The 15,411-nt window shown below is 66.5% G+C and carries 5 protein-coding genes; all 5 read left to right on the top strand.

Translation table 11 applies throughout. The features are described 5' to 3' along the window. Positions 1 to 264 precede the first annotated feature (264 nt). The 5 genes from ABZX85_RS11615 to ABZX85_RS11595 all read left to right on the top strand — a co-directional run bounded on the left by ABZX85_RS11615 (position 265) and on the right by ABZX85_RS11595 (position 15,009). A complete protein-coding gene (locus ABZX85_RS11615) occupies positions 265 to 4,509 on the top strand; it encodes a LamG domain-containing protein (RefSeq protein ID WP_355865257.1) in 4,245 nt (1,414 codons plus the stop codon). 97 nt (positions 4,510 to 4,606) lie between these two features. After that, positions 4,607 to 11,425, top strand: coding sequence for a polymorphic toxin-type HINT domain-containing protein (locus ABZX85_RS11610; RefSeq protein WP_355865254.1), 6,819 nt, complete (start codon positions 4,607 to 4,609; stop codon positions 11,423 to 11,425). Further along, the gene (locus ABZX85_RS11605) at positions 11,422 to 11,823 is read left to right on the top strand and encodes a hypothetical protein (protein ID WP_355865251.1); all 402 of its coding nucleotides are present in this window, start codon (positions 11,422 to 11,424) and stop codon (positions 11,821 to 11,823) included. The genes ABZX85_RS11610 and ABZX85_RS11605 overlap by 4 nt, the downstream gene beginning before the upstream one ends. A 481-nt stretch (positions 11,824 to 12,304) precedes the next feature. After that, positions 12,305 to 12,781 carry a 2'-5' RNA ligase family protein gene (locus ABZX85_RS11600; RefSeq protein ID WP_355865248.1) on the top strand — a complete coding sequence of 159 codons (477 nt, stop codon included), beginning with the start codon at positions 12,305 to 12,307 and terminating at the stop codon, positions 12,779 to 12,781. Between the two features lie 554 nt (positions 12,782 to 13,335). After that, positions 13,336 to 15,009 (top strand): IS5 family transposase, encoded by a 1,674-nt coding sequence (locus ABZX85_RS11595; protein ID WP_355865245.1) that lies wholly within the window; start codon positions 13,336 to 13,338, stop codon positions 15,007 to 15,009. Positions 15,010 to 15,411 lie beyond the last annotated feature (402 nt).

Below are 15,411 nucleotides of genomic sequence, written 5' to 3'. Positions count from 1 at the left end.
AAGGCAATTTTTCTTTCGAGGGCGAGGTTCAAGGGTGACTTGTCTCGTCCATAAGTGGAATTTGCTATTCCGATGCTTTTTACCTCTACCTTTGCCCCCGCTGTGTTTTGATCATGTCAACGACTGGGGGGTCGGCGAGTGGTGCGCAAGGGCAGACAGCGGGGGGTGGTGCTCGGCCTGGGCGTAGCCCTGACGGCAGGGCTACTGCAATGGGGCGCGTTTCCAGCGGCAGCTGCCGCTGAGGTCGAGTCCTCATCGGCCCAGGTGAGCGACCGTGCCGCCGGTACGGAGAACGCCGCAGCACCTGCGGCCACCGAGGAAGAGGCGCTCGCAGCAGCGGAGCGATCCGGCCAGAGCGTTGAAGTGGCCTCGCTCCGGGGCGAGAGCAGTGACGTTTTCGCCACGCCCGACGGCCACTTGGAGGCGCGCGAGTACCTGCGCCCGGTACGCACCCGGATCAACGGGACTTGGCAACCCATCGACACGGCATTGTCCAAGGCCGACGACGGGATGGTCGTACCCAAGGCCGCCACCGTAGGGCTGGAGTTCTCCGGCGGAGGCGAGGATCGGCCACTGGTCCGCCTGGAGCGTGCGGGCCGGACCCTGGAACTGTCCTGGCCCGGTAGCGTTCCCGCGCCGCGCCTCGACGGGGAGACCGCTGTCTACCCCGACATCCTGCCGGACGTCGATCTGCGCCTCGGTGCGCGTCCTGACGGCTTCACCCAGCTCTTGGTGGTGAAGTCGGCCGAGGCCGCGAAGAGCGAGGAACTCTCGGAGCTGCGGCTGAAGCTGAACGCCGTTGGTATGGCGGTCGGCGAAACGGCCGGGGGCGGTCTCCAGGCCGTGGACAAGGGGGCGGGCGGCGTCGTCTTCGAGGCGCCCACGCCCGTCATGTGGGACTCCAGCACCGCCACTTCGGGTACAGGCTCCGGAACCAGCACGAGTAAGGCCGATCCCGCGAGCACGCGGACGACCGGCGTGCGGACGGCGGCGGTCGCGGCCGACGCCCCCACCGTTGCCGCTGCTGAGCCCACCGCTGCGGAAGCCGCACGTGTGGAACGGGTCGGCGTGGACGTGGCCGACGGCGGGGACGCCCTTGTTCTCACCCCGGACAAGGAGTTGCTCACCGGCTCCGACACCGTCTACCCCGTCTACATCGACCCGCAGTGGTACTCACCCAAGGCCACTTCCTGGACCATGGCGTCCCGCTACTGGGCGAGTTCCCCGCAATGGAAGTTCAACGGGGCCTCGGACGCCGGTCTCGGCTACTGCGGCTGGGACTACTGCGCTCCCCAAGACGTGAAACGGCTCTTCTACCAGATCCCGACCACGAAGTTCGCCGGCCGGACCATCCTGTCCGCGGAGTTCGTCGTCCGGGAGACCCACGCGGCCTCCTGCCAGAAGCGCGAGGTCCAGCTCTGGCGGACGAAGGGCATCTCCTCCGCCACTACGTGGAACAGCCAGAACATTTCAGGTTTCTGGATCGAGCGGCTCAAGACGCTCAGCTTCGCCTACGGCTTCGACGGCTGCGCCGCCGCTGATGCGGAGTTCGACGTGAAGAACGTCATCGCCACCGCAGCCGCCAACAAGTGGTCGTCCATCACCTTCGGGATGAAGGCCAGCGACGAGGACGACCGGTACACGTGGAAGCGGTTCTCCGACGACGCCTATCTGCGGGTGCGTTACAACCGTCCGCCGAACAAGATTGCGGTGTCTCAGCTCAGCATGAGTCCGGGCGGCCCTTGTGTGCCGTCGGCCAAGATGGTGCGTATCCGTTCCACCGCCACGATCCGTGCCAACGGTGTCACCGACCCGGACGGTGATGCGGTCTCCGTGCAGTTCCAGGCGTCCTGGGACGCGGGCGACGGCGGCGGGTGGAAGGCCCGTTGGTCCTCGGCCAGGACCACCAGCAAGAAGAGCGGTTCCGACTTCTCCCTCGTCCTGCCCAGTTCCATCCCCAAGAACCGGAACGTCGCCTGGCACGTCCGTTCCTATGACGGTGCGCAGTGGTCGGCCTGGAGCTATACCGGTGCTCACGGCTGCTACTTCATCTATGACACGAGCGTCCCGGCCGGGCCGGTGATCAGCTCCGCCCAGTACGGCGCCTCGGACGCCGAGAACCCGGACGACCCCTGGTGGGACGGCGTCGGACGGTACGGTACTTTCTCGATCGATTCGGCCTCATCGGACGTCACCAAGTACTGGTTCGGTGTCAACTCAGCTCCCACCAGCGCCAATACTCTGACCACGTCGGGCGGTGGCGCCAAGACGATCAAGTTCATGCCGACCAGACCAGGCATCAACTTCATCACCTCGCAGGCTTTTGACGCCGCGGGCAACGGCTCCGAGCCGACCACCTACACCTTCCGGGTGAGGTCCGGCCAGCCCGACCGTCTCTCCTGGCAACTGGACGAGAAGTCCGGTGCGACCAGCGTGGCGGGCGAGGGCAGCGACTGGCCGGCCACGCTGTACGGAGCCACACCCGGGACGGACGGAGTCTCCGGCAAGAGCCTGACCTTCGACGGAACCGACGACTACGCCACCACCGACTCACCCGTCCTGAACACCAGCAAGAGCTTCTCGGTGTCCCTGTGGGCCAAGCTTCCCGGCACCGCAGGCCGTTCACCTGTCGCCCTCGCCCAGGCCGGCCAGAACCACAGCGGCTTCGAGATCTACTACTCCACGGCGCTCGGCGGCTGGGTGTTCCTGCGGCACACGAACGACGCCCCCGCAGCCGCGGATGCCTCGCGTGCTGCGCAGCCCGCCTGTGCCGCCGGTGACACCGCCTGCGTCACCGCCCGGCTGAGCGACTGGACCCATCTGGTCGGAGTCTTCGACAGCCCGAACCAGGTGATCAAGCTGTACGTCGGCGGCAAACTCGTCGGCTCCGCCCCCTTCACCACCCCATGGGATGCCCGGGGCGGCACCATCCTCGGCGCGGACCGCCTCTACGGAGCACTCAGCAACTACTTCCCCGGGTCACTCGACGAGATCCAGCTCTTCGACTACCAACTCACCGACGCCCAGGTGACGAAGCTCTCCACCAGCAAGCCGGTGGACACGGGGCGCCCGGCCAAACTGGTGTGGCCACTGGACGAAGCCGCCGGCGCCACTGCGGTGACCGGCCGGGGCCAGCGTGCTGACGCCGTACTCAAGGGCGGTGCCACGGCCGGCACTCCGGGAGTCAGCGGCCGAGCCGTCTCCTTCGACGGTGTCGACGACTACGCCACCACCGGCCGGCCCACTCTGGACACCTTCCAGAGCTTCGCGGTCTCGACATGGGTGCGACTGCCCAAGAACAAAGAGGCCAGGGCCATGATCGCGGTGTCCCAACTCGGGTCTACGCGCCGCAGCTTCGAGATCTACCACTCCTCCGCGCTCGGCGGCTGGGTCTTCACCCGTCCCGAGGCCGATACCGCGAGCGCACCCCTGGTCCGTGCCGCGCAGAGCGTCTGTCCCGAGAACACCAATTGCGCGGCGGGCCGGTTCGGTGAGTGGAACCACGTGGTCGGTGTCTACGACGCCGACGCGGGCCGCTTGCTGCTCTACGTCAACGGAACCCTTCAAGCCAGCACGGCCTACACCTTCCGTTGGGCCTCCGAGGGGCCGGTGACCATCGGCAGCGGCCTCGTACCGCCTGAGGCGGTCAGTTTCCCGCTCAAGGGAGACATGGATGACGTCCGGCTGTACGACCGCGCCGTCTCCGACGACGAGGTCCGGCAACTCTTCAAGCAACGCCCTCTGGTAGGCGCCCGCTGGAAGTTCCAGAACGCGACCGGCACCCCACCCGTCACCCCGGACGCTTCCACGACCGGCGCCGGCCTCACCCTCCACAACGGTGCCGAGACCGGCTCCGGATGGGTCGACGGCGGCCTCATCCTGGACGGTGTCGACGACTACGCGGCCACCACGAACGGCGTACCGACGATCGACACCAGCGCCAGCTTCACCGCCACCGCTTGGGCACAGGCCGCGGCCCAACCCAAGGGAAACGTCACCCTTCTCAGTGCGCCCGGCACCAACAAGAGTTCCTTCGCGGTCCGGTATCTGCCCGGCACCACGGACGCCGACCCTGGACGCTGGCGTATCGAGACCGCCGAGGCGGACGCCACGACCGCCGGCACGACCCAGGTGGAGAACGGTCAGTTCTTCAGCGTCCGGGACTGGACCCACCTCGCGGTCGTCTACGACGGCTTCGCCCGCGACCTGAAGCTCTACGTCAATGGCGAACTCCAGGACGTCGCCTGCGTCGACGCCGACGAGAACGGTGAGCCGGACGTCGCGGGCTGCGCGGACATCAACTCCTCCGGCGAGAACGTCGTGACCTTCAAGGCCACGCAGAACCTCCAACTCGGCCGGACTCAGACCGGTACGAACACCGGGAGCGAGTACTTCCCCGGCACGGTGTCGGACCTCTGGACCTTCCAGGGCGCGCTCACCGACGCCCAGATCAGCCTCCTCGCCGTCGGCATGCCCGGCCTGGAGACGGTCGTACCCAGCATCGACTGACCCGGCCCGGCCGACTCAGCTCTTTCCACCCGCTCCACCGGGTGCCGCCCCGTTCGCGGCACCCGGTGGAGCGCACAGGGGATCACAAGGGATGACCATGAGACCTGTAGCACGCAGGCTTCTGCGCAAACTCCGTTCACCGTCACGCACCATCGCTCTGACCACCGCCACGGTGCTGACCGCCACCCTGCTCCAGGGGGCTACCGTCCCGGCGCTCGCCCAAGGCTGGAAGCCGCCCGCGCTGCCCAAGGCGGAATCGCCGGTCGACGGCGGCCCCGCGGGCCCCGCACGGGCACGCACCCTCGCGAAGGGACCGCGTACCCCCGCCGCGAAACCGGCCGCCGCCTGGCCGAAGGCCGGCTCGGCGAAAGTGGCCCTGGGCCAGCGGACCAGTAGAGCCGACGGACTCCCGCTCACCCTGGCCAAGCCGACTGCCCGGTCGGCGCGCCCAGCCACCGGTACCGTCGAGGCCCGCATGCTCGACCGTTCCTTCTCAGCGAAGGCCGGCCTCGACGGGCCCGTCTTCACCCTGCGTGCCGACCGCCCCGCAGATGCCGGCCAGGTCCGTGCCGGCCTCGACTACTCCTCCTTCGCGGATGCCTACGGCGGCGGTTACGCCGACCGGCTCCGGCTCGTCGAACTGCCCTCCTGCGCACTGACCACTCCGCAAGAGGCCCGGTGCCGCACCACCGAACCGGTGTCCGCGGTCAACGACCCGGAGAAGAAGACCCTCACCGCGAACGCGGTCACCCTCAGCGCCACCACATCCACCGTGCTCGCCGCCGTCGCAGATTCCGGCAGTGGCCTCGGTGACTACAAGGCCACCTCCCTGTCCGCGTCCGCCACCTGGAACACCGACCTGAACAGCGGCTCGTTCGCCTGGTCGTACCCCATGGCGGTGCCCCAGGTGCCCGGCGGGCTCGTCCCCGAACTCTCCCTGTCGTATTCCTCCGGCGCGATCGACGGACGTACGGGCAACACCAACAACCAGTCCTCGTGGGTCGGCGACGGCTTCGACCTCTCCCCTGGCTACATCGAACGCCGCTACAAGGGCTGCTCCGACGACGACGTCAAGAACGCCGACGGCAACGAACCCGGAGACCTGTGCTGGGGCTACGACAACGCCGTACTGCAACTCAACGGCGCCGGCGGTGAGCTGGTCCAGAGCGGCACCAACTCCTGGAAGCTGAAGGACGACGACGGCACCAAGATCGACCGGATCTACGGTTCCTCCACCGACGTCCGCTCCAACGGCGCCCTCAAGGACGAGTACTGGAAAGTCACCACTCCGGAAGGTATCCAGTACTACTTCGGCTACAACCGACTGCCCGGCTGGGCGAGCGGGAGCGAGACCACCGACTCTGCCTGGACCGTCCCTGTCTATGGGGACGACACCGATGAGCCCTGCCACGCGGCTGCCTTCGCGGATTCCTGGTGCCAGCAGGGATGGCGATGGAACCTGGACTACGTCGTGGACACGCACGGCAACGCCGTCGCGTACTACTACGACAAGGAAGCCAACTCCTACGGCCGCAACCTCAAGCCCGCCGACGACACCCCCTACGTCCGCGGCGGCACCCTGGACCGCATCGAGTACGGCCTGAGGTCCACGGCCGTGTACTCGGCGAAGCCGCTCGCCAAGGTCGACTTCACCGGCTCCGAACGCTGCATCGCGGACAGCGCCACCGACTGCTCGTCGATCACCAAGGACGCTTTCTACTGGTACGACACACCGTGGGACCTGAACTGCGAGGCGGGCACCGACTGTGACAAGGGCCGGGTCTCGCCGGTGTTCTTCACCCGCAAGCGGCTGACCGGCGTCACCACCGAGGTCCTCGTCTCCGGCGCCTACAACAAGGTCGACGACTGGAAGCTCGCCCACCGCTGGGAGAAGGCCGACACCGACTACCAGCTCCTCCTCGACTCGGTCCAGCGCACCGGACACGACGCCACCAGTACCATCGCTCTGCCCAAGACCACCTTCGCCTACAGCCAGCTCGCCAACCGGCTCGACAAGACCAACGACGGTTGGGCCCCCTTCATCAAGGCCCGTCTGTCCACCGTCGCCGACGAGTCCGGCGGCCAGATCGACGTCGGCTACTCGGCTCCGGTCTGTGACTTCGGCGCGTTGCCCACCCCGGAGACCAACACCACCCGCTGCTTCCCGCAGTACATCGGCGGCACCTCCACCACCGACCCCGAGCGGCAGTGGTTCAACAAGTACGTCGTCGACACGGTCACCTCGACAGACCGCACCGGCGGCTCCCCCGACCAGGTCACCATGTACGACTACCTGGACGGCGCCGCCTGGCACTACGACGACACCGACGGCATGACCAAGGACAAGTTCAAGACCTGGTCCGACTGGCGCGGATACGGTCACGTCCGTGTCCGCACCGGTGGTCAGGGCGGCGCACCGGCCATGAAGTCGCAGACCGACACCTACTTCCTGCGCGGCATGGACGGCGACCGCAAGAACACCTCCGGCGGAACGAAGGACGTCAGCGTCACCCTGGGCTCGGGTGAGGGTGACCCGCTCGTCGACCACGCCTCGGCGGCAGGCTTCGCCTACAAGACCGTCGGCTACTCGGGTCCCGGCGGCAAGATCCTCACCAAAACCGTGAGCAGGCCCTGGCACAAGGAGACGGCGAAGAAGGTCCGCGACTGGGGCACCGTCACGGCCGACTTCAGCGGCACCGAGAACACCAGGACCTGGACCTCGCTGGACGACGGAGCGGGCGCCAAGTGGCGCACCACCTCCGCGACCAACACATTCGACCCCGCGACCGGCCTGATCACCCAGGCCGACAACGCCGGGGACACCGCCGTCACCACCGACGACCAGTGCGTGCGCACTACTTACATGGCCAACAGCGTCGTCCTCAACGCTCCGGCACGCGTCGAGACCGTGGCCAAGGGATGCGCCACCACTCCCAGCCGTCCCGCAGATGTCATCTCCGACGTCCGCACCGCCTATGACGGCGGCGCCTACGGCGTTGCGGCCACCAAGGGTGACCCCACCCGGTTCGCCAAGCTGAAGAAGTACGACGGCACCACCGCCGTCTACCTGGAGTCGGGCTCCACCTACGACACCTACGGCCGCCAGCTCACCGCCACCGACCTGAGCGCCGACGTCACTGTCACCTCCGGCGGAACCCTCACCCGCACCGCTCGCGCGGACGGCCGCACAAGCACCACGGCCCACACCCCTGCCACGGGCTTCCCCATCGGCTCCACTCTCACCGCTCCACCTGTCACTCTTGGCGACAACGCCACCGCGACAACCACCTCACAGACCTTCGACCCGATCCGCGGCCAGAAACTGACCGAGACCGACACCAACGGCAAGGTCACCACGTACGCGTACGACGCACTCGGCCGCAACACGAAGGTCTGGCTCCCCGACCGCACCACGAGCCAGACCCCGAGCTACGAGTTCACCTACACCATCACCGACGGCAAACCCGTCGCGGTCGGCACCAAGACCATCGGCAACAACGGTGCTCAGGACACCTCGTACGTCCTCTACGACGGCTTCCTGCGTCCCCGCCAGACCCAGGCCCCCGGACCGAAGGGCGGCACGCTCCTCACCGACACGTTCTACGACGAACGCGGCCTGACCTCCAAGGAGTTCGCCTCCTACTACACCGACAAAGTCGCCCCTTCCGCGAAACTGTTCACACTCGACAACGCGTTGAGTGTGGAGAGCCAGAACTGGTACGCCTACGACGGTCTCGGCCGGCAGACGGAGCTGAAGCAGGTCGCCGGCAACGGTGATGGCGGAGCAGTCCTCGGAGTCACGAAGACTCTCTACGGCGGCGACCGCACCACCGTCATCCCACCGGTCGGCGGCACCGCCACCGCTACCCTCAAGGATGTACGCGACCGAACCACCGAGGTCCGTCAGCTCCGTGCACGGGCCGCCGAGGCCGCCTACGACACCACGTCGTACGAGTACTCGCCGCGTGGTGACCTGACCAAGGTCACCGATTCGGCGGGCAACGCCTGGACGTGGAAGTTCGACCTCCTCGGCCGCACCACTGACACCACCGACCCCGACCGGGGCGCCACCCACACCGACTACGACGACCGGGGTCTGGCGATCACCACCGAAGACGCGCGTGGTGTCCTCGCGCACGTCTACGACGGCCAGAGCCGCCCGACCGAACTGCGCGAGAAGTCGGTCACCGGCACCCTGCGCGCCAAGTGGATCTACGACACCGTCAGCGGCGCCAAGGGACATGTCGCCGAATCCATCCGCTACAGCGGCGGCCAGGCATACAGCACCAAGGTGCTCGCCTACGACCGTCTATACCGCCCTCTGCGCACCCAGGTGACGATCCCCTCGAACGAGGGCAAGCTCCAGGGCACCTACCTGTCTGCGACCACCTACAACGCCTCGGGCGCAGTGCAGGGCGTCGGCTACCCCGCAGCCGGCTCCCTGGCGGCCACAACCGTGGCCCACACCTACGAGGACGGCACCCTGCGGCTCACCGGGATCACCGGCCCGAAGAGCCTGACCGGTTCGACCAGCTACAGCTACACGGGCAAGCCGCTCCAGTACTCCTTCGCCGCGAACAGCGGCAAAGCGACGTACGAGACCAACACCTACGAGTGGGGCACCCAGCGGCTGTCCACCTCCCGGGTGGACCGCCAGGACATCGCGGGCGTCGACCAGCAGAACACCTACAAGTACGACGAGGCAGGCAATGTCCTGTCCGTCTCCGACACCTCCCGCGCCGGCACCGACAACCAGTGCTTCACCTACGACCACCTGGGCCGAACGACCGAGGCATGGACACAGTCCACCATAGCCTGCGCAAGCGCCCCCACCACTGAAGTGCTCGGCGGCCCGGCCCCCTACTGGGACTCCTACACCTACGACGTCGTCGGCAACCGGCTCACCGAAACCCAGCACGGCACCACGTCCGGAGCCTCGGACACGTCACGCGTCTACCACTACCCGAAGCCGGGCTCCCACCAGCTGGCCACGGTGGACACCACCACCGGCACGGTCAAATCCACGGACAGCTTCACCTACAACGCCCTCGGAGACACCCGCACCCGACTGCTCGGCAACGGCACCTCCCAGACCCTGGACTGGGACGCCGAAGGCCACCTGGCGAAGGTGACCCAACCCGTGGAAGGCGGCGCCGACAAGGTCACCGAGTACCTGTACGACGCCGACGGCAACCGACTCATCGGCCGCACCCCCACCGAGACCACGCTCTACCTCGGCGCCACCGAGATCACCCTGCCCAAGGGCGCCACCACCACCCAGGGCACCCGCTACTTCGACATCGGCGGCGGCCACCGCGCCGTCCAGAAGGACAACGGGACGATCTCCTTCACCCTGGCCGACCACCACGGAACCGCCCAACTCGCCGTCGACTCCACCACCCAGTCCCTCACCCAACGCCGCACCAAACCCTTCGGCGCATCACGAGGCACCGAACCCGCCAACTGGCCCGGCACCAAAGGCTTCGTCGGCGGCACCACGGACACCGCCACCGGCCTGACCCACCTCGGCGCCCGCGAGTACGACCCGGCCACAGGCCGCTTCCTCTCGGTCGACCCGCTCTTCGCCGCCGACGACCCGCAGCAGATGCACGGCTACGCCTACGCCGAGAACAACCCGGTCACCTACAGCGACCCGACAGGCCGCAGCAAGTGCGACGTCGACCCCTCGCTGTGCAACAACAAGAAGGACACCAACAGCCAGCAGCAAACCGATGCAGGGTATGCGAGACAGGCAAATGTGGTAAAGCAGAATACTCCAGTCACCAACGACACGGGGAAACTGTCCGACTACTACTCCCGAAGTTCGAACGGAGAGTTCTCGGACGATTTCTGGGACAACCCGGTCTATGAGAGCAAAGAAAAGGGAAGCGCCTGCTTCGGCCGGGAAGGATGCCGTCAGGCAAACCTGTACCTCCTGCATCACGGAGACGACGCCGACGCCGCTGCCATCTCCAAGGTGATCGCAGCAACCTACTGCGTCTACAACGCGGACGAATGCAACGATATAGCCAAAGAAGTCGCCCGCGGAAAAATAATCAAGGAGTTCGTCGACACAGCGGCCCTGGCCTATCTCGGCGGAGTAGCCGGCGCGGAGAACCCCCTGGCCCGCTCCTGCAACAGCTTCGTACCCGGTACCGAAGTCCTCATGGCCGACGGCACCACCAAGCCGATCGAAGACGTGAAGACGGGGGACAAGGTCCTCGCCACCGATCCGAAGACCGGCCGCACAGAGGCCAAGACAGTCACTGCGGAAATACTGGGCAGCGGCCTGAAGCAACTCGTCACCGTCACCCTGGCAATAGAGACGAGCGAAGGGCGACAGGCCGTCTCGGTCACCGCAACAGCAGGACACCCCTTCTGGGTGCCGGAGTTGAACCGTTGGATAGACGCCGCTGACCTGCTCAAGGGTGAGCTCCTCACTACCGCCACTCGCGGCAAGGTGAAGATCGCCGAGATCCGCAAGTGGACAGCTCTGGCCAATGTGTACAACCTGACCGTTGCTGACCTGCACGCGTACTATGTGCTCGCAGGTGAGACCCCGATACTTGTTCACAACTCAAGCTGCTTCAGGGCGCCTGAGAGCTATGTGAATCGTCATGGGGAGCTGACGAACGGCACGTACACTGTCAGCTACCCGGCAATGCTGAAACATCTTCCGGGTTCGGCAGGTCCGACAAAGAGTGTCTTTCTCAAAGGCGTGGATGCGGAAAAGGCCACTCTGGACGCTGCTGCCTATGCCGACGCCTATGGGCTGTGGGTCGGGAACAAAGCCAAGGTGTACGTCGAGAACGGGCCTGTTGGGGTCATCGGGAGGACTGGGGAGTTGACTCACTACATAAATGTCTACCGGAACGCTCGGGGTGCCATTCATGGGAGTCCCGGGGGTGCACCGTGATCGATGTCTCAGATGTGTTTGCACGTTTGGGTGATCCGCCGGTCACCTGGCGTGAAGAGGTTGCCATTGAGGTAGCCGACTACCTGGCTCGATCGGCTGGCGGGGTTATTGACTGGGACAAAGAAGCCGACGAGGAATGGCTGAGCGTCCTGGTTCGGGACGCTCGCGTAGCGATGGTCTCCACAACGCTTCGACTGATCATTGCCGAGGAACGCACTTCAGGAGATTCACAGGTCCTCGCCCACGACAGTACGGTGATTCTTGTTCCGTCGTTTGACGCCCCAGTCATGCGCTGTGATATCGCCGTGCTCGGGCGGGCGTTTGGTGGGGAGGACAAGTTCCGAGAGCTGGAAATGGAAACCTTCTCAGCAAACGATCTGTGGTTCGCCACGGTGTGAGCCCTTCCGTTGCCAACGCTCACGGACTCCGGTTGCGACTCAGTCGGAGTCCGTGGAGCAGACGGCCACACGGTCCAGCCCACCACGTTTTCGACCTTCCTCATGCCGGACGGAAGTGACTACAGGCGCTGAGTACTGGTAGTTCGTTAAGCCTGGCGGTAGACATCAAGGGGTCTGCCTGTGGTGACCGCGTCGATCAGGGCCTGGATCTCGGCAGGCGGATCCTTGTCCGTCTCTCCGCCTTGCGACCGCCCTGACCAAGCGTCAGCCCTCTCTACTGCCGGGTTTAACGAACTACCGGTAGAATTTGATACACAGCATCGAGCCCTGCTGTGTACTGATCCCGCCGCCTTCCCCGCCGACCCACACGATCCGGCTGCCATCGCGGCCCACAACTGGGCACCGTTCAGCACGCTCGGCGAGCTGAACGACCACTGGTCACGCCCTGGCTGGACGGACGGCGGCCCGCGCGTACTACTGGATGCTCGCTTTCCCGGACGACCGGCTCCTCGCGGCTCTCGCCGAGCGCTGCCAGGAAGAACTGGCGCTGCTCGGTCTCGACCCCGTCCCCCTTGACGGACTGCACATCACCCTTGCCCGCGAAGCGCTCCTGCTTGCCGCGTTCTCCGTACGTGCCATGCCGCTGACCGGCTCCCGAGGCGCCGTACGCCTGTCCCTCGGACCCTGGGAACCCCTGCTCCGGCTCCACCACGCGCTCGTCGAAACGGAGAGAGCCGCCGGCCTGGCCTTCGAGAAGCCGACGTCCGCTTTCCGCTCCCATCTGAGCCTCGCCTACAACAACCGCCGCCGCCCCGCCGCCCCCGTCATCCCGTCGGTGTCACGGCTTCGCGCGCTCCCGGCCGTAGAACTCGCCGTACCCGCCGTCCAGTTGGTCGAACTCCGTCGAGAGGGACGGGCGTACCGCCGGGAGGTACGGAAGAACCTCCCCCTCGGGTAACCCACCCGCGTCCAGAGGAAGAACCACGACGACCTCCTTGCCGATCGCGGTCGACCGGACCAGCCAACCGGCGGTCAGCTCCTCGATGGGGAACAACCCGAGCCCGCTGTCCGTCAGTTCATCCAACGACGGCGTTGCCTGCCGGGACCGTACTGCTGACACGTCCCGTCCCGAGTCGTGGACCCACGGCACTGCCGCGTTCCGGGGGGGGCGTCGAGGTGCTGTACCCGGTTCTGTCCGAGCAGGGGAGCGGCTTGCGCATCGTGCATGAGAAGCCGTATCTCAACCGATCATGGAACGTGCGGGGCGGACAGGTTTCCCGCCGAGGTGATCTTCCCGTTGTGCGCGCATGAAGACAGGGCCTCTCGGTAGCTCGGGGATGCGAATCTGACCGAGCAGCGCCGGGAGGCCCTAGTGTCGTTGTTGTACGCGTCCGAACCCGTTCAGTTCAACTCGGCTGCTCCATCGTGTGATTGCCTCGCGCACGTGTACGGCAATGCGGCCGATCATCCTGATCGGGTGGCCCGGTATCCGTCGGACATGACGAACGTTGAGTGGGCGGCCGTGCGGCCGTGCGGCCGTTGCTGCCAGTGCCGGCCTGGCTTCAGAGGCGGGGCGGCCGGCCCGAGGGCTATTGCCATCGCCAGATGCTGGACGCGATCCGCTATCTGGTCGTGGGCGGCATCTTGTGGCGGGCCATGCCCGCGGACTTCCCTGCATGGGGCTGGGTCTACGCTTTCTTCCGCCGCTGGCGTGAGCAGGGGCTGATCGCCGAGTTCCACGACCGGCTGCGCGGGAAGGTGCGTGAACGCGAGGGCCGTGAGGCCGAGCCCACGGCGGGGATCATCGACGCGCAGTCGGTGCGGGCCGCCGCGACGGTGCCTGCCGCTTCACGCGGCTACGACGGCGGGAAGAAGGTGCCGGGCCGCGAAAGGCACATCGTGGCCGACACCCTCGGTCTGTTTCTGGCCGTCTGCGTCACCGCGGCGAGCATCGGCGACCGGGACGCAGCGGCGGGCCTGCTGAGGCGGCTGCGCCGCCTGCACCGCGACATCACCCTGGTCTGGGCCGACGGCGGCTACACCGGCGGCCTTGTCGGCTGGTGCCGGGACAAACTCGCCCTGACCTTGGAGATCGTCAAGCGCACGGACGACATGCAGGGGTTCGTGGTGCTGCCGAGGCGGTGGGTGGCAGAGCGCACGTTCGCGTGGCTGATGAACTCCCGCCGTCTGGCCCGGGACTGCGATCACGAGGCTCTGGTCGACCTGGAGACGTTCGTCCAGGCCCAGGGCATCGCCAGACACCGCGAACGTTCCCGCAGCGCGCACGGCGTCAGTTCTCACCCGCAGGCGCACCGGGTCTACCGGCTGCGTAGTTTCATCCTGTGCGAGCAGTGCGGCCGTCGCTTCTACGGGAAACCCAGCAAGGGGGTCAACTACTACGTCGGCGCCCCGAAGAAGTCGTACCGGGCCGTCGACCATCCGCCGAGCATCTGGGTCCCGGAGACGGGCGTCCTGGAAGGGCTCGGAACCTTCTTGTCCGACCGGGTGTTCGGCGCCTACCGGGAAGAGCTGCTGGCCGAGAACCAAGGGCAGGTGGACGTCGAGGCCGAGCGAGCACGGGAGGCGCGCATGTCCTCGCTCCGCCGGGCCATCGCCGAGGCGCAGACCAAGGGCAAGAGGCTCCTGCGCAGCCTGGAACTCGTCGACGCCCCGGACCGCTCCTTCCTCCAGGACCTCAACGAGCGCCGAGCCGAACTCCACGGCGAGCAACTGGACCTGGAACGGCAACTCGCGGACCTTGAGGCCGAAGTGCAGGAGGCTCCGAACCCGGACCTCCTGACCACGCTTCCGGTCACCGCGCTCGACCTCACCACCCTGCCGGATGACCTGTCACGCCGCCTGTTCGAGCTGCTGCGGCTGGAGATCCGCTACGACCACAGGACTGAACTGGCCCTCTGTCGGGTGACGCTGACCGGTGGCAGCATGGGAGATATCACTGATTTGGCGGGGAGCCTCCCCGGCGGACAGTCCGAGGCGACGCCTCGGAGAAACAAGGAGAAGATGATGGCGGCGGAGACGGTGTGGCCGCCAACCTTCTGTGAGGCGCCCCCGGCAGGACTCGAACCTGCGGCCAAGCGCTTAGAAGGCAACGTGACTAGCCAAGACTCTAGCCTGCGGAAACGTCACCGAGCCAGCCCCCTACGGGAGTTCAGGCACCTTGCGTAGGACTCCCTAGTGAAGTTGCCTCCCTGCCTACCCGGTGTCGGCTGGCACCGTGGCCAGCCGTACGGATCACCACCGATCACAGAATGAGGCTCTGTACGCCTGCCTGACGGCCTATCCCGGACGTCCTGCATGGGCCCGGGAGGGGTGTGAGGCCGGTAGAGAGGCGTACAGGGGCATCAAGTGGGGGCAAGGGCTGAGCGGGGGATGAGTCCAGGGAGGCGGGCAATATTGCCCTGCCCATATATCAATGCAGGCAGGCATTCATTGAGAATGGAGAAGTGATTGGCCTGGCTTTCCTCTCCCCTCCCCGCCGCATTCCTGGTGAATTCAATGCCGAATGCGGCCCAGTTATCTCAAGTCGCTCAACGGGGCAGGCTATATCGGCACAAGGCACCCGGGGGT

The sequence above is a fragment of the Streptomyces sp. NPDC004539 genome, from assembly GCF_040610055.1.
Classification (GTDB): domain Bacteria; phylum Actinomycetota; class Actinomycetes; order Streptomycetales; family Streptomycetaceae; genus Streptomyces.
This window is presented reverse-complemented; position numbering and strand designations above follow the sequence as displayed.

Coding starts and splice junctions, on each gene's coding strand:
- ABZX85_RS11610 (WP_355865254.1), top strand. CDS start 4,607: ATGAGACCTGTAGCACGCAGGCTTCTGCGCAAACTCCGTTCACCGTCA.
- ABZX85_RS11600 (WP_355865248.1), top strand. CDS start 12,305: ATGCTCGCTTTCCCGGACGACCGGCTCCTCGCGGCTCTCGCCGAGCGC.